The organism is Hydrogenophaga sp. Root209 (assembly GCF_001428625.1).
GTDB lineage: Bacteria > Pseudomonadota > Gammaproteobacteria > Burkholderiales > Burkholderiaceae_C > Hydrogenophaga.
Window position 1 is genome coordinate 110,792 of record NZ_LMIE01000029.1, and the last position, 14,447, is coordinate 125,238.

Genomic DNA, 14,447 nt, shown 5'->3' on the forward strand with positions numbered 1-14,447 from the left:
CGCCGCCCGCCAGCCAGTGCCCGGCAAGCGAGCGGTGACCGCTGTCATCCATCAGCCCCAGCAGCGCCTGGGCCACCGCGGTTTCGCTGCGCTGGCTTTGCGCGGCCAGGCGTTCGATGCGGTGCAGCGTGGTGCTGCGCGTGGGGTCGTCTTCGGCGGCGAACACGGGGGAGGCAAGCATGACCTGCATCACGCGGCTGGTGCGCGTCACGATGTCCGGCCAGTCGGCCGCGCCGATCAGGCGCAGCGAGGTCACGGCATTGCCCACACTGAGGTGATCGGCCGCTTGATCGGCATGGTGCTGCGCCTGCAGCGCGGCGAGATCGGGCACGTTCTCCAGCAACCAGGGGTGCACCTGGGTGAGGAACACCTCGCCGGTGGGAGGGCGATGACCGGCCAGGTTCTGTGCCAGATGAAACAGGAACACGCGGCTCGCGCCGCGCCGCTCGGCCATGGCGTGGAGCGCGCGGACGGTGTCCAGCTCCAGGTCCTCGATGCGGTGCGCGATCAGGCCGGCGAGTTCACGCGCGGCCTTGTGGCTGGCAATGCGGTCGGCCAGGCGGCGCAGGTTTTCCACCTGCACCACCCGCAGCGTGGTGGGCAGCGCCCAGAGTTCACCATGGCTGAGCTCGTGCACCTCCTGGTAGGCATTGAGAAAGTGGATGAGCAGGGTTTCATCGAACGCGCCGTCGGTGTGCGCCACAAAAGCCCAGGCGATGCTGTAGATGCGCGGCAGGCCTTGCAGCGGCGCGTCCTGCAACACCGGCAGCGTGCGGTAGTAGCGAGCGGGCAGACCTTCGTGGATCTCGCGCAGCTGGTCTTCGATCAGGTGGAAGTTGTCGAACAGCCATTCGGCGCCGGGGCTGATGTCCTGCCCGCTGTGGGCGTGGCTGGCGATGTGCTCGTACGACGCGCGCAGGCTCTGGATGTTGCTTTGCAGGCGTGGGTAGAAGCTGGCGCTGCCAAACACCGCGCGCGCGGCGTGGTGCGACTCGGCCAGGCTGCGGCCGTGCTGCTCGAAACGAGCCAGGCCAAATATTTCAGACCGGATCGGCTCCTGCGCCGGACCGAGCGCGGCGTCCAGCATGCGCCGCACGGGCGGTGGTACCCAGTCGTCCTGACCGGGTTGTTCGCTCACCGCCATCTACGAAGCCAGCCACGTGGTGCCTGCTATCAGTGCGACGAAGAACACGGTGGTGACCAACCGGGGCACGATGAAGTTCCGGACGAGGTCCGCGCCCGTGCGCAAGACCTGCAAGGGGCCAAGCGAGCGGCTGCATGCCGAGAGGTGCTCGGCCAACGCCGAACACTCCATCGGCGAAGTGTCGGCCGGGTGCCCGAATGAAGACGTGTCCCAGCTGGGGGCAAAAGAGTTGGATTTCGGCATGGGCGGCTCCTGATTCAAACGCCAGCGCGAAGGCTGCGCAAAAGGCGAAAGCGTTTGTAGACCTTTGAGGGGTGTCGGGTCTGTTCGGTGACGCACCCACGGGCTCCCAACCCAGCAAGAACTGCTGACGATCTTTACCGGCGGGACATCGTTCATGAGCGCTAACGAACAGACCGGGGGCGCACGATGGGACATCCTTCAACCACAAGTCGGCCACCGCCGTCCGTCACTCGGCTGTCACATCCAGGAGAACACCATGAACAACACCAACAAACGCCCATCCCCCCTGCTGCGCCTCACCGCCCTGGCCACCCTGGCCGTGGCCGGCCTGGCCGGTTGCGCCGCACCCTACCCCGTGTACGAACAGCCGATGGCGCAACCCGAACCGGCTTACCAGTACCCCAGCCAATACCCGCAAGCGCAGCAACAACCCGATCGCCGCGACTACCGCCGCCGAAGCCAGGAGCCGCTGTATGAGGCCCAGGTGACTTCCGTGCGCGCCGTGGTCGGCCCCAACAGCGGCCAGCGCTGCTGGATGGAGCGCGAAGAGGTGGTGCAGCAACCCCAGCGCAACATACCCGGCGCGATCGCCGGCGCGGTGATCGGCGGCATTCTGGGCCACCAGATCGGCAATGGCACGGGTCAGGACATCGCCACCGTGGGTGGTGCCGTGGCCGGCGCGGCCGTGGGCTCCAACGTGGGGCGCAACGGCTTTGGCAACCAGACCCAGACGCAGGAAGTGCAACGCTGCACCAGCGCCACCGGTCGGCCCGACGGCCAGCCCGACTACTGGGACGTCACATACACCTTCCGCGGTGTGGGCCATCGCGCCCAGATGACCTCGCCTCCGGGCCGCACCATTCTGGTCAACGGCAACGGCGAGCCGCGCATCTGATCTCCACGAACTGATTCCCCCCCTTCCCCGCGCTGCATGCAAGACCACTCTTGCCAGCGCGGGTTTTTTTCGCCCGGGCGGATGCGGTCCAATAGCGGCATGACCGAACCCCAGCAGTACCCCACCGACACCGACCAGCGCCTGACCGATCTGGAGATCAAGGCCAGCTACGCCGACGATCTTCTCGACACCTTGAACCAACTGGTGGCCAGACAGCAGGAGCAGATCGACCTGTTGCTGCGTGAGGTGAGTCGCTTGCGCCAGCGCGGCGGCGACGATGGTCTTTCAGCAGGGCCGCGCGACCCGCGCGACGAACTGCCGCCGCACTACTGACGGTGCGGGCTGATCGGTGTGCTCACGGCGCGCACAAAGGCGGCATCGGCCGCTGAAAAGTCCCACTGTTCCACCACACAGCCTGTTGCCGGCGACCAGCGAACCACGTTCACCGAGTTGGGCACACCACTGCGCACGCGGCTGGAGACGGCGGTGCCGGCCTGCACCGCCCACAGGGGACGCGGCAGGCCGGGCAGCGGCATCACATACGGCAGGTGGATGTGGCCACCCATGACGATGTCAGCGCCCGCAGCCGCCCAGGCGTGCTGCGCGGCGGTGTGGTTGTGCAGGCGGTTGGGCAGGTCTTCGAGGCGCATCACGTCGATGGGCTGGTGCACCGCGACCACGCGCAGCTGCTCGGGCGTGGCCTTGTGCAGGCGCTGAGCCACGGCTTCGATCTGCTCGCTGGAAACTTCGCCGTCCTTGTGGCGCCGTCTGCGGGTGGTCTTCACGCCCACCACCATCAGCTCGTTTGAAGCAAACACCGGCGCGAGGTCGGCACCGAAGGCTGCGCTGTAGCGCGCATACGGCCGCACGAAACGGCTCCAGAGATCGAACAGCGCGATGTCGTGGTTGCCGGGCAGCGCAAGCAGCGGCGCGCCGAGGCGGTCCATCACGGCGCGCGCATCGCGAAACTGAACGGGGCGGGCGCGCTGGGTGATGTCGCCTGAGAGCACCACGAGATCGGGGCGCAGCTGTGCGGCGAGCGCCACCAGGGCCTCGACCACGGGTGGCCGTTCGGTGCCGAAATGCGGATCGGAAACCTGCAGCACAACGCTCATCACTCAGGCTTTCTTCAGCAGCCACAACGGCTGCGGCAGCACGCGGATGGTCAGCGGCGAGCTCATCCAGCCGACTTCACCGTCGAATGCCACCTTCACCTTGCGCCGAGCCCGCATGCGTGAGGGTTTGACCACCAGGCCGCGGCACACGAAGCGCTCGATGCCGCTGGCCTCGCCGAGTTGGCCCAGCGCGCCGCGCAGCATGAGCCCCACCATGGCCAGTGTGCCGATGGGCTTGAGCACGACGGCGGTGATGTGCCCGTCAGCCGCCGCACCCTCTGACCGCTCGCCGGTGCCGCCGAGGCCGAGCTGCTCCAGCTGCAGCCGGTTGTTGCCCACGAACAAGGTGAGCGTGCGCATGTCCTGCCGCTGATTGTCGAACTCGATCGCGAGCCTGATGCGGCGCTGCGCGCGCAGCAGCGTGGCCATGCCGGCCCCGAACGCCACCAGGCGGCTGCGTCCAAAGCGCGCCTTCCAGGCTTCGCGGTCCTGCAGCAGGTCGGGGTACAGGCCCAGGCTGGTGTTGACCAGAAACACCTGGTCGTTGATGGCCGCGATCTGCACCGGCTCGGGCCGCGCATCGAGCAGCCAGCGCAGCGCCTCCAGGGTCTCGGTGGGCACGCCGTGTTCGCGCGCGAAGTAGTTGAAGGTGCCCTTGGGAATCACGCCCATCGTGCAGCCCACGGCATGGGCGGCCTGGGCCACGGTGTTGATGGTGCCGTCGCCGCCCACCGCGACGACCGCCGAACCCTCGGCCAGGGCTTGCGCAGCGGCCTTGTGGGCCACCTGCGCGAGCTCGCCCGGTGCCGCGAACAGCACGGTGCCGGAGCGACCGGCTTCGCGCAGCGCGCCCTCGATCGCATCGCGCGTGGCGTCGGCATCGGAGTGACCCGCCTGGCCATTGACCACGAAGCGCAGCGCGGCGGCTGCGTTGAACAAGGGACGCTGCATCAAAAGCCGACGGCCTGGCCGTCACGGCGCGAATCGCTGGCGGCCACATAGCCGTCTGCCATGTCCTCGGCGAGGCGCCAGATGAACTGGCCGCTGCCGAAGTCCATGTAGGCGTCGGCCGCCGGTTCGAAGCGGTGGCCCAGATCCTTGAGGCCTTGCAGCAAGGCGGGCGCCATGGTGGGTTCGAAGTCCACGTTCATGCCGGTGCCCACCTTCCAGCGCGGCGCGTCGCACGCGGCCTGGGGTTGCTGCCCGTGGGCGAGCATGCGCACCAGCGTCTGCACATGGCCCTGCGGCTGCATGTTGCCGCCCATCACGCCAAAGCTCATCTGCGGGCGGCCGTCTTTGGTGACGAAGCCCGGGATGATGGTGTGGAACGGTCGTTTGCCACCAGCCACCTGGTTGGGGTGGCCCTGCGCCATCGTGAATCCATAGCCACGGTTCTGCAGGCTCACACCCACGGCGGGCACCACCACGCCGCTGCCAAAGCCCATGTAGTTGGACTGGATCAGGCTGATCATCTGACCGCTTTCGTCGGCCGCGCTCAGGTAGATGGTGCCCCCGCGCGGCGGTGTGCCGTGCGCGAACTCGCTGGCCCGGCCGGGCTGGATGAGGCGCGCGCGCTCGGCGAGGTACGCATCGCTCAGCAGGTCACTCGCGCTCACCTGGCTCATGTGGCGGGCATCGGCCACCCAGCGGTAGGTGTCGGCGAAGGCGAGCTTGATGGCCTCGATCTGCAGGTGCTGGGCCAGGATGCTGTCCACCGGCAGCCGGGCGATGTCGAGTTTCTCCAGCATGCCCAGCGCCATGAGCGCGGCAATGCCCTGGCCATTGGGCGGGATCTCGTGCACCGTGTAGCCGGCAAAGTTCTTCTGGATCGGCGTCACCCACTCCGGGCGGTAGGCGCCGAGGTCGGCCATCGTCATGCTGCCGCCATTGGCGGCTGCGTGCGCCACCAGCGCCTCGGCGATCTCGCCGCGGTAGTAGGCCTCGCCCCGGGTCTCGGCGATCTTGCGCAGCGTGGCGCCGGCGGCCTTGAACACGAAGCGCTCGCCGGGGGTCGGGGCACGGCCGTGCGGCATGAAGGCCTCGGCAAAACCGGGCTGGTTTTTCAGGATGGGCACCTGTCGCGCCCACTTGTCGGCGGTGATGCAGCCCACACCGTGGCCACGTTCGGCCAGCTCGATGGCTGGTTCCAGCAGGTCGGCAAATGGCAGCTTGCCGAAGCGCTCCGACAAGGCCACCCAGCCCGCCACCGCGCCCGGCGTGGTGACCGAATCCCAGCCGCGCTCGGGCATCTTGCCGCCGTGGCGGCGCTTGAAGTAGTCGGTGTTCCAGGTGGCCGGCGCCACGCCGGACGAGTTGAGTCCGTGCAGCTTCTCGCCGTCCCACAGGATGGCGAAGTTGTCGCTGCCCAGGCCGTTGGAGATGGGTTCAACGATGGTGAGTGCCGCTGCCGCGGCAATGGCCGCGTCCACCGCATTGCCGCCTTTGTGCAGCATGCGCAGGCCGGCCGTGGAGGCCATTGGGTGTGAAGTGGAGACCACGTTGCGCGCCATCACGGGGCTGCGCACGGTCGGGTAGGGGTTGGTCCAGTGGAATGTCATGCCTTGTCCAGGTTGCGTCGAACGAGGTGCAGGATATTCGATGGGGCCCGACCCCACGCGGATTCAGGACAGGATCTCGACCCCGAACCCCCGGTAACCCCTGAAGCTGCAATCGGCATCGAACATGGGTGTTCCACTGACGCGGTAACGCCGCACGCTGCCGTCGGCCTGGGCATGCTGCAGCATCACATCCAGGAACGGTGTGCGCGCGGTGATGCGTGCCTGCAAAGCCGTCCGCTCGGCCACATTCCAGCCATCGGCCTGGGGCGCATCGGGGCCATCCGACAACGACTCCACCCGCATGCCCAGCATCTCCAGCACCGGGCCCGAGACCTTGGTGAAGTGACCTTCGCTGTCCTGCTCCCAGTACCAGTCGGTGGCCAGCTCGGTCAGGGCGCGGTAGCGTGCTTCGCTTTCGCGCAGATCGGCGGTGCGCTCCAGCACCTCCTGCTCCAGTGCTTCGTTGTGATTCGCCAGTCGCTGGTGCAGCAGGCGCACCTCGATCAGGTTGTGGATGCGGGTCTTGACCTCCACCATGTCGAAGGGCTTGCTCACGAAATCCTTGGCGCCAGTCTGCAGCGCGCGCAGTTTGTGCCCGGGCTGCGCGGTGATCACCAGCACCGGGATGTAGTCGTCGATCGCGTTGGCCTTGAGCGCCTCCATCACCTGGAAGCCGTCCATGCCCGGCATCTGCAGGTCGAGCATGATCAGGTCGTAGGCGTGCCGGCGGTGCAGGCCGGTGACGGTCCGGGGGTCCATGGTGGAGGACACATTCGTGTAGCCGGCACTCTGGAGCATTTCTTCGAGCAGCAGGACGTTGGTCTGCTGGTCGTCAACGATCAGGATGCGGGCATTGAGGATGTCTTGTGCGGTGATGGTCATGGGATGTCTTCCGCCAGGTCCTGGCCGTGTGTGGCTGCGGCATCGGCCAATGCGGCGTCCAGCGCGTCCATGAGCTGGCTGACTTTGATGGGTTTGGTGATGTAGTTGCAGAAGCCCGCCTCCAGCCCTCGGTGGACGTCGCGCGGCACGGCATTGGCACTGAGCGCAATGATGGGAATGCGGGCGGTCACCGGATCGGCACGCAGGATCTTCATGGCTTCGATGCCGTTGATGCCGGGCAGGTTGATGTCCATGAGGATAACCGCGGGCCGGTAGACGCGGGCGAACTCGATGCCCAGTCTCGCGTCAGCCGCGCCCAGCAGGCGCAGGTTGGAGCGCCGGGCAATGATCTGCTCCACCAACTCCAGGTTGGCCGGGTTGTCTTCCACATACAGCACGGTCCGGTAAGCGGTGTCGTGCCCGGGCTCGGCACGGGGTGGCTCGGCCCGCTGGAGCAGGGGCAGCCCGGGCGCCGTGGCCTGATTCATTTCGATCCAGAACTCGCTGCCCACGCCGAGCTGGCTGTTCGCGCCGATCTCACCACCCATGAGGTGCACCAGCCGCTGCGTGACCACCAGGCCGATGCCGGTGCCCTCTTCCTTGCCCGACTCCTGGCCGAGCCGGTTGAACGGCTGGAACAGCTGGCTCACCTGCTCGGGCGCCAGGCCGGCACCGGTGTCGCGCACGCTGATGCGCACCTTGCCCGGCGTGGGCGTGGTGCATTCCACCGTCACATGACCGCCCAGCTGGTTGTACTTGATGGCATTGAACAGCAGGTTGATCAGCACCTGCTTGAGCCGCGTGCGGTCGGCCTTCACATAGTGGGGCACCTGCAGTCGCGGAAACACCATGCCGATGCTGCGCTGCGCGGCCTGCGGCTCGACCATGGCGCGGCATTCCAGCAGCACCTCCATCAGCGAGACCGGCTCCTCCGACAGGGAGAGCTTGCCGGATTCGATGAGCGCGAGGTCGAGAATTTCATTGATCAGCTCCAGCAGGTACCAGCCGGCCTTGAGGATCTGATCGATGCTGCGCTTCTGCGTGGGCGTGGGCGCGGGCGTGCCCGACTCGACGAGCTGCGCAAATCCCAGGATGGCATTGAGCGGCGTGCGCAGCTCGTGGCTCATGCTGGAGATGAAGTCGGTCTTGGCCAGGTTGGCCTTCTCGGCGGCGGCCACGGCATCGTTGAGCTGCAGCTCCACCCGTTTGCGCACCGAGTTGTCGGTGCCGATCAACAGGTAACCGATGACATCGCCGTAGTCGTCGCGCAGCGCGGTGATCGAGATGATGGCGGGAAAGCGGCTGCCGTTCTTGTTGATGTAGGTCAGCTCGTAGATGTCCTCGATACCGCGCGATGCCTTGAAGGCCAGCGCCTCGAAGCCGGGGGCGATGCTGGTGTCGAGTTCGGTGCTGAGCGCCAGCGCGCGTGCCGTCACTTCGGCGGGGTCGTGCAGGTCGCTCGGGCTGCAGCGGTTGATGACCTCTTCGGCGCGGTAGCCCAGCATGTGCTCGGCCCCCACGTTGAAGAGCTGGATGATGCCCTTCTCATCGGTGGCGATGATCGAGAAGTTGGCGCTGGTCAGGATGGCGTTCTGCAGCGCCCCCGCCTTGAGCAGGGCATTGCGGCGACCGGTCTCCAGAAGCTCGCCTGTGGGAACGGTGGGTTGGCCGGGGTCGGCTGGGAGGCGGGCGTCTGGCATTGATTCACTTCGTGGTGCGGGCCTCCCTCTTGCGGGCAGGAAAGCTGACGCTATCCAGTCCCGGGGTGTTTGTCCGTACGTTACCGCACACAGGGATCTCCGACCTCCCGAAATCGGGGGTTTTGCATGGACATGGGCCACCCATGCGCTTAGGCTGCACCCGTCTCGCCCAACCCTGAAAGCACCCATGAGCAAATACCTCGCCGCGTACGGTGGCACCGCACTGGTGATGATCTCGCTGGACCTGATCTGGCTCGGCGTGATCGCCAGGCCGATGTACCAGCAGGGCATCGGCCACCTCATGACCGCCGCGCCCAACGTGCCGGTGGCCGTGGTGTTCTACCTGCTGTTTGCGCTGGGCCTGGTGATCTTCGCGGTGGCGCCGCACACCGCTCCCCACAGCTGGGCCACCACGCTCACCATGGCCGCGCTGTTCGGCTTCTTCACCTACGCCACCTACGACCTGACCAACTGGGCCACGCTCAAGGACTGGCCGTGGAAGCTCTCGCTGATTGACATGGCCTGGGGCACGCTGGTGAGCACCGCCTCGGCCGCCGGTGGCAAGGCCGCGCTGGACTGGGCCACCCGGGGCTGAGGCGCCGCGCGGCGGCGTCCGTCAGTGGTCGCCGACCGAGGAGTCTGGCCCTGGTGTCTCGCGCTCCACGGCCGCCTCGGCCGCCAGCCAGTCTTCGAGATCATGTCCGTCCACGCAACCGCGGGCCTCGTAGAGCGCATAGGCCGCTTCGTGGATGCGCGTCTCTCGCGAGGCCTCGGCCTCGGGCCCGTCGGGGAGCGCATGGCCGTCTCCCTTGGCCATCACCGCCATCGGCGGCCGCTTGATCACTGCTCGCGTGCGCGCCGCACTGCCTGAGGTCTGCTTCATGTCCGTACTCCTGAGATTGACTGTTGCACATGGACCAACGCTCCGTGACCGCAGCCACGGGTGACTGTCGAGCCTAGTGGCGATGGCGCGCTTTGTATTGAGTGCACTCAATGCGAGCGCGCCTGCGAGCCGCAGACTGCAAGGTATCGGGAAGGCTGTGGCCTTTCTTCGCCACGTCCAGGGAGTTCCCCATGCAAGTCGGATCCGTCTGCACCAGGCAAGTCGTCACCATCGATGCCGGCACCCTCGGTTCGTGGTCGCGCGCGGTCGACAGCACGAGGCCGTCGTGAGGCTGCTCATTGCCCTGATCGTGGCCTTGGTCACCATCTTCGGATCGCTGTTCGGCCTGCGCCGCTGCGAGGGCAGTGAACTGCCGCCCGACACCTTGTCCGCCCCGGTGCCCAACGTCATCCCGATGTGAGTCCGGGCGCGTCGCCTCGCCTCACATCACCAGGTGGATGCCCCCGCACACGACACGACCACCCTTGCGCACGGCGCGCAAGGCCAGCGGCACCAGCGCACCCACCGGCGCCAAGATGATCGCGGCGTCCAGCGGTGTGGGTGTCGGCTCGTCCGAACCACCGGCCCACACCGCGCCCAGCGTCCGGGCAAACGCCTGGGCCTGCGCATCGCCGGGGCGGGTGAATGCCAACACCTGCCGGCCCTGGTGTCGTGCCACCTGGGCGAACAGATGCGCCGCCGCGCCAAATCCGTACAGACCCGGTACCCGTGCGTCATCGCCGGCCATGCACAGGGCCCGCCAACCGATCAGCCCGGCGCACAGCAGGGGCGCGGGTTCGGGCAGCGCCCGGGTCTCCAGCCGCAGCGCCTGACCGGGACCGTGCAGAACCATCGCTCGCATCATGGGGACATCTCAAAAATGGTTGCTCTCGACGCCGGGCCCGAGCACGGGATGGATGGCGCAGACGCCATGTGCGCAACGGAAGGGTGTCGCGGGTTGGGTTGAAAGCCACAGACCAGGTCGCGGCACGGTGGCGGCGGTTGCGCCTGCTCATTGACGGCGGCACGCGGAGCGCGGTTTTCCTTCGCCTGCATTGACACTGCGCAAACCGGTGCGGCGCAGGTGGGTGTAAGTTGGGCCAGTCGCACCTCCACTTTCAAAGGAATGACCATGCAGACCCCCGGCTCCATCCTGCTGCACCTCGACAGTTCGGCCCGCACACCGCAGCGCATCCAGCTCGCGCGCCAGCTGGCCGACGATTTCGGGGCCGAGGTCACGGCTCAGCCATGCGTGCTGACCGCGCTGGTGCGCTATCCGTTTGCCATGGAGGGTGCGGCGGCGGCCATCGCCATGATGCAGGACATGGACAGGGAGAACACCGAGAAAATGCGCACCACCTTCCTGCGGCTTGCGGGTGGCCATGAGCGGCTTCATTGGGTCGAGCCACTGCCTGATGGGCCCTGGAGCTTCGCGCGCCAGGCGCTGTATGCCGACCTGATGATCCTGGGCCAGCGCGATCCGGACGACCCTGCGGCGGCGGAGCTGCCCGCGGACTTTCAGTCCAGCGTACTGCTCGAGAGCGGGAGACCGGCCCTGATGCTGCCCTACACGGGCGAAATCGGCCCCGTCGGTCGCACCGTGCTGGTGGCCTGGAAGGAGACCCGCGAGGCGGCACGGGCCCTGTCGGCCGCCCTGCCCTGGCTGCAGCGGGCGGCGCAGGTGCACGCGGTGTGCTTCGGTGAAGCCGTGGATGTGCCCCTGCGTTCGCTGCAGGGTTATCTGAAGGCTCACGGCGTGGCCCTCACGACACACGAAGGAGGCCCTGACGACGGAGAGGTCGGCAACCGCCTGCTGTCGATGGCGGCGGATGTGGGGGCCGACTTGCTTGTGATGGGCTGCTACGGGCATGGTCGGGCGCGGGAGTGGGTGCTGGGCGGCGCCACGCGTACCGTGCTGACCTCGATGACGCTGCCGGTTTTGATGTCGCATTGAGCAGGCTCAAGCCACCGTCCCAGGTGATCCTTAGAGTGGCCTCCTTGCTGTCACGCAACGAGAAATCACCCCCACAGGGTCTGGCCGTGGCGCGTTTCGATGTGTGCAACGGTGACGCCGATGGCCTGTGCGCGGTGCGGCAGTGGCGGCTGCACGATCCGTCGGCCGCCCACCTGATCACCGGCCTCAAGCGCGACATCGCCTTGTTGCAGCACGTGCCATGCGAGGCGTCCAGCCAGGTGCTGGTGTGCGACCTGTCGATGCAGCGCAACCGGGCGGCGCTGGACCGGCTGCTGGACGGCGGCGCACAGGTGCGCTGGTTCGATCACCACTGGAGCGGGCCGGTGCCGGCACACGAACGGCTCGACGCCCACCTCGATTTCAGCAGCGAGGTGTGCACCAGCCTGCTGGTTGACCGGTACCTGGGCGGCCGCTACCGCGCCTGGGCACTGGTGGGCGCCTACGGCGACGAACTCACCACCGTGGCCGACCGGCTGGGCGCGGCCTCGGGGCTCGACCCGCTGCACCGCGCGGTGCTGCGCCGCCTGGGCCTGGCCATCAACTACAACGCCTACGGTGAAGACGCCTCGGACGTGTGCATCGCCCCGGCCGAGCTGTACGAACGCCTGGCGCGCCACGCCTCGCCCTGGAACCTGTTGCGCGACGAGCCGGTGATCCACGACATCGAAGCGTGCCGGCGGCGCGACTTCCGCGTGGCGATGGGGATCAAGCCCCATTGGGAAAGTGCACAGGCCCGGGTGGTGGTGTTGCCCGCAGCCCCGTGGAGCCGCCGCGTGTCGGGCTTTCTGGCCAACGCGCTGGCGGCCGTGCACCCCGAGCAGGCTCAGGCCGTGCTCACCGAGCGGCGCGACGGCCACTACGCGGTGAGTGTGCGCGCGCCGCGCGCGTCACCGCAGGGCGCACACACCTTGTGCCAGGCGTTCGGCGGCAGCGGACGCACCGCCGCCGCCGGCATCGACGCCCTGCCTTGCACATCGTTGGAGCCTTTCGTGCGCGCGCTGTCACAAACGCGCTGGGGTGCCCCATGTTGATCTTTTCGCTCGACCCGGGCACCGATCTGGCACGCGCCCTGAGTGCCCGGCTGGGGCAGCCGCTGGCCCCGCTTGAGGACCGGGCTTTCGAAGATGGCGAGCACAAGTGGAGGCCGCTGTGCGACCCGCGCGCGCACCACGTGTTCGTGCTGGCCAGCCTGCACGGCCGTCCCGAGGCCAGCCCGCACGATGCCCTGTGCCGGCTGCTGATGTTCATCGGCACGCTGCGCGACCATGGCGCCGCACGCATCACGGCCCTGGTGCCCTACCTGGCCTACGCGCGCAAGGACCGCCGGACCCAGCCCTTCGATCCACTGGCGCTGCGCTATGTGGCCCAGATGTTCGAAGCGGTCGGCACCGACGAACTGGTGGTGCTGGAGGCGCACAACCTGGCCGCACTGCAGAACGCGTTGCGCATACCGACCCACCACCTCGAGGCCCACCTGGCCTTTGGGACCGAGGCGCGAGCGATCACCGAGCGGGGGCCCTGCGCGGTGGCGTCGCCCGACCCGGGTGGTGTGAAGCGTGCCCAGCTGTGGCGCGAGGCGCTTGAGGTCGAACTGGCACAGCCCCTGGGCTTCGCCATGGTCGACAAGCGGCGCAGTGCGGGCCGGGTGTCGGGTGAACACCGGGTGGCCGGCGACGTCGAAGGCACCACCGTGCTGCTGCTGGACGACCTCGTTGCCAGTGGCCAGACCATGGTGCGTGCCGCCACCGCCCTGCGCCTGGCCGGCGCCCGCGATGTGGTGGCGTTTGCTGCTCACGGCCTGTTCACCGGAGAAGCCTGTCGCGTGCTGGGGGATCCGGCCATCAGCCGGGTGGTGGTGACCGACAGCGTGCCGTCGTTTCGCGTGCCGGCGGACTCTGCCCTGGCAAGCAAGCTGACCGTGGTGTCGGCCGCGGCGCTGTTCGCGCGGGCCGTCAACGAGCGCTGCGGATCACCTGCTGCGGCGCCACCGCTTCCTTGAGCAACAAGGCGTCCAGCGCCGCCTGGGCCTGCATCAGATAACGCCGCGCCTGTGGCACCCAGCGCTCGGGCGTGCGCGGCTGCGGGTCGAACAGATGGGCCAGCGACAGCCGCGCGCGCACCAGCGCGTGGTGCGCGGTGTAGAGCTGCAGCACCGTGCGCGGCGGTTGGTCGCCCAGTGCCCGCCCGCAGCCCTCGATGAGCCGCTCGCCGATCCAGCCGGCACCGGCCATGCGGCACTCCATGGCCAGAAAAGCCAGCTCGTCGAACGGATCGACCTGTCGCAGCGCCGCGCTGAATTCGATGCAGTCGATGACCACCGGTGGATGCAGCAGGCACACATGCTCGGGTCGAAGGTCACCATGGCCCTCCACGATGCGCCCCGCCACGGCGCGCAGGCCCAGCGCCGCCTGGTGCTGCGCAAATCCTGCCTGACATTGCTGGATCGTCTGCGCCGCCCCCGGAATCACCCAGCGCGGATCCAGAATGACGTCGCGGCTGAGAAGCAATTCGTGCTGCAGACGATCGACATGCTGTGCTGGCGAGACCTTGATCCGCGCGGCCGCGCGGTAGAAGTCGGCCAGCACCCGCACCAGGGCATCCACATCGCCCGACAGCACCGCACGGTGCGCCATGGCCTCGTCCAGCATGCGCGCCCGGGGCAACCGCTTCATGTGCACCAGCCAGTCCACGGCATCGGCGCGCCGGAGCAGTCCGGACTCGCGGACCAGCGATGGCTGGCCCTCGATGTTCTGCAGGGCCATCAGGCCCAGGTAGATGCCCGGCGCGAGACGGGCATTGAGCCGCACCTCCTCGCGGCAGAAGGCCTCGCGTGCGTCCAGCCGGGTGAAATCCAGAAACGTGTGGTGCACCGGCTTCTTGAGCTTGAGCACCTGGTCGCCCAACAGATACACCCACGACATGTGGGTCTCGATCACCTCCAGCTCGCCGGGCGCGGCACCCGAGCGCAGGGCGGCCAGCACCAACTCGTGGCTGGAGCCGGCGCTGGCGTGGACTGCGCAGGGGGTCATGGCACGCCGTCTCGCAGCCTGCC

The 14,447-nt window shown here is 67.9% G+C and carries 15 protein-coding genes and 2 pseudogenes; 7 read left to right on the plus strand and 10 right to left on the minus strand.

Translation table 11 applies throughout. From position 1 onward, the window contains the following. Positions 1-1,138, minus strand: a pseudogene (locus ASE11_RS26155) (carbohydrate-binding protein); the annotation flags it as partial. Between the two features lie 6 nt (positions 1,139-1,144). Beyond that, positions 1,145-1,387: a hypothetical protein gene (locus ASE11_RS14030; RefSeq protein WP_056272551.1), complete on the minus strand. Its 243-nt coding sequence runs from the start codon at positions 1,385-1,387 to the stop codon at positions 1,145-1,147. A gap of 256 nt (positions 1,388-1,643) precedes the next feature. Here ASE11_RS14030 and ASE11_RS27010 point away from each other — a divergent pair, with 256 nt between their 5' ends. Both ASE11_RS27010 and ASE11_RS14040 read left to right on the plus strand, forming a co-directional pair. Beyond that, positions 1,644-2,282 (plus strand): glycine zipper 2TM domain-containing protein, encoded by a 639-nt coding sequence (locus ASE11_RS27010; RefSeq protein ID WP_056272556.1) that lies wholly within the window; start codon positions 1,644-1,646, stop codon positions 2,280-2,282. A gap of 99 nt (positions 2,283-2,381) precedes the next feature. Continuing rightward, on the plus strand, positions 2,382-2,615 hold the full coding sequence (locus tag ASE11_RS14040; protein WP_056272560.1) for a SlyX family protein: 234 nt from the start codon (positions 2,382-2,384) through the stop codon (positions 2,613-2,615). On the opposite strand, the gene ASE11_RS14045 is transcribed toward ASE11_RS14040, so the two are convergent. The 5 genes from ASE11_RS14045 to ASE11_RS14065 form a co-directional block, all read right to left on the minus strand. Then, positions 2,609-3,397: a metallophosphoesterase family protein gene (locus ASE11_RS14045; protein ID WP_056272563.1), complete on the minus strand. Its 789-nt coding sequence runs from the start codon at positions 3,395-3,397 to the stop codon at positions 2,609-2,611. The two genes, ASE11_RS14040 and ASE11_RS14045, sit on opposite strands and share 7 nt — an antisense overlap. A 3-nt stretch (positions 3,398-3,400) precedes the next feature. Further along, positions 3,401-4,336 carry a diacylglycerol/lipid kinase family protein gene (locus ASE11_RS14050; protein WP_235501301.1) on the minus strand — a complete coding sequence of 312 codons (936 nt, stop codon included), beginning with the start codon at positions 4,334-4,336 and terminating at the stop codon, positions 3,401-3,403. A gap of 11 nt (positions 4,337-4,347) precedes the next feature. Beyond that, entirely contained in the window at positions 4,348-5,955 is a 1,608-nt protein-coding gene (locus ASE11_RS14055; protein WP_056272569.1) for a gamma-glutamyltransferase family protein, read from the minus strand. Positions 5,956-6,018: 63 nt separating this feature from the next. Further along, positions 6,019-6,837: a response regulator gene (locus ASE11_RS14060; RefSeq protein WP_056272571.1), complete on the minus strand. Its 819-nt coding sequence runs from the start codon at positions 6,835-6,837 to the stop codon at positions 6,019-6,021. Beyond that, positions 6,834-8,537 (minus strand): PAS domain-containing hybrid sensor histidine kinase/response regulator, encoded by a 1,704-nt coding sequence (locus tag ASE11_RS14065; RefSeq protein ID WP_056272573.1) that lies wholly within the window; start codon positions 8,535-8,537, stop codon positions 6,834-6,836. The genes ASE11_RS14060 and ASE11_RS14065 overlap by 4 nt, the downstream gene beginning before the upstream one ends. A gap of 187 nt (positions 8,538-8,724) precedes the next feature. Here ASE11_RS14065 and ASE11_RS14070 point away from each other — a divergent pair, with 187 nt between their 5' ends. Then, entirely contained in the window at positions 8,725-9,132 is a 408-nt protein-coding gene (locus ASE11_RS14070; protein WP_056272576.1) for a DUF2177 family protein, read from the plus strand. A 21-nt stretch (positions 9,133-9,153) separates the two neighbouring features. Here the strand turns inward: ASE11_RS14070 and ASE11_RS14075 are convergent, their stop codons facing one another. Continuing rightward, positions 9,154-9,420, minus strand: coding sequence for a DUF2934 domain-containing protein (locus ASE11_RS14075; RefSeq protein ID WP_056272579.1), 267 nt, complete (start codon positions 9,418-9,420; stop codon positions 9,154-9,156). 286 nt (positions 9,421-9,706) lie between these two features. Between ASE11_RS14075 and ASE11_RS26910 the strand changes: the two genes are divergently transcribed. Then, positions 9,707-9,841 (plus strand): hypothetical protein, encoded by a 135-nt coding sequence (locus ASE11_RS26910; protein ID WP_268766300.1) that lies wholly within the window; start codon positions 9,707-9,709, stop codon positions 9,839-9,841. 30 nt (positions 9,842-9,871) lie between these two features. On the opposite strand, the pseudogene ASE11_RS14080 reads toward ASE11_RS26910, so the two are convergent. Beyond that, positions 9,872-10,213: pseudogene (locus tag ASE11_RS14080) on the minus strand (alcohol dehydrogenase); the annotation flags it as partial. A 333-nt stretch (positions 10,214-10,546) separates the two neighbouring features. On the opposite strand from ASE11_RS14080, the gene ASE11_RS14085 reads away from it, so the two are divergent. Genes ASE11_RS14085 through ASE11_RS14095 form a run of 3 tightly spaced genes read left to right on the plus strand, consistent with a single transcriptional unit; the run spans position 10,547 to position 13,394 of the window. After that, positions 10,547-11,374 (plus strand): universal stress protein, encoded by an 828-nt coding sequence (locus tag ASE11_RS14085; RefSeq protein WP_235501302.1) that lies wholly within the window; start codon positions 10,547-10,549, stop codon positions 11,372-11,374. A 44-nt stretch (positions 11,375-11,418) separates the two neighbouring features. Then, positions 11,419-12,426, plus strand: a complete 1,008-nt coding sequence (locus ASE11_RS14090; protein ID WP_235501303.1) for a hypothetical protein — start codon at positions 11,419-11,421, stop codon at positions 12,424-12,426. Next, entirely contained in the window at positions 12,420-13,394 is a 975-nt protein-coding gene (locus ASE11_RS14095) for a ribose-phosphate diphosphokinase (RefSeq protein ID WP_056272583.1), read from the plus strand. The genes ASE11_RS14090 and ASE11_RS14095 overlap by 7 nt, the downstream gene beginning before the upstream one ends. Here the strand turns inward: ASE11_RS14095 and ASE11_RS14100 are convergent. Further along, positions 13,348-14,424, minus strand: coding sequence for a hypothetical protein (locus ASE11_RS14100; RefSeq protein WP_056272587.1), 1,077 nt, complete (start codon positions 14,422-14,424; stop codon positions 13,348-13,350). The two genes, ASE11_RS14095 and ASE11_RS14100, sit on opposite strands and share 47 nt — an antisense overlap. Positions 14,425-14,447: the final 23 nt, after the last annotated feature.

Excerpts from the sequence above, each read along its gene's own strand:
- ASE11_RS14055 (WP_056272569.1), bottom strand. The coding sequence starts at position 5,955 with ATGACATTCCACTGGACCAACCCCTACCCGACCGTGCGCAGCCCCGTG.
- ASE11_RS14085 (WP_235501302.1), top strand. The coding sequence starts at position 10,547 with ATGACCATGCAGACCCCCGGCTCCATCCTGCTGCACCTCGACAGTTCG.
- ASE11_RS14070 (WP_056272576.1), top strand. The coding sequence starts at position 8,725 with ATGAGCAAATACCTCGCCGCGTACGGTGGCACCGCACTGGTGATGATC.
- ASE11_RS14100 (WP_056272587.1), bottom strand. The coding sequence starts at position 14,424 with ATGACCCCCTGCGCAGTCCACGCCAGCGCCGGCTCCAGCCACGAGTTG.
- ASE11_RS14060 (WP_056272571.1), bottom strand. The coding sequence starts at position 6,837 with ATGACCATCACCGCACAAGACATCCTCAATGCCCGCATCCTGATCGTT.
- ASE11_RS14075 (WP_056272579.1), bottom strand. The coding sequence starts at position 9,420 with ATGAAGCAGACCTCAGGCAGTGCGGCGCGCACGCGAGCAGTGATCAAG.
- ASE11_RS14040 (WP_056272560.1), top strand. The coding sequence starts at position 2,382 with ATGACCGAACCCCAGCAGTACCCCACCGACACCGACCAGCGCCTGACC.
- ASE11_RS27010 (WP_056272556.1), top strand. The coding sequence starts at position 1,644 with ATGAACAACACCAACAAACGCCCATCCCCCCTGCTGCGCCTCACCGCC.
- ASE11_RS14045 (WP_056272563.1), bottom strand. The coding sequence starts at position 3,397 with ATGAGCGTTGTGCTGCAGGTTTCCGATCCGCATTTCGGCACCGAACGG.
- ASE11_RS14030 (WP_056272551.1), bottom strand. The coding sequence starts at position 1,387 with ATGCCGAAATCCAACTCTTTTGCCCCCAGCTGGGACACGTCTTCATTC.
- ASE11_RS14095 (WP_056272583.1), top strand. The coding sequence starts at position 12,420 with ATGTTGATCTTTTCGCTCGACCCGGGCACCGATCTGGCACGCGCCCTG.
- ASE11_RS14065 (WP_056272573.1), bottom strand. The coding sequence starts at position 8,537 with ATGCCAGACGCCCGCCTCCCAGCCGACCCCGGCCAACCCACCGTTCCC.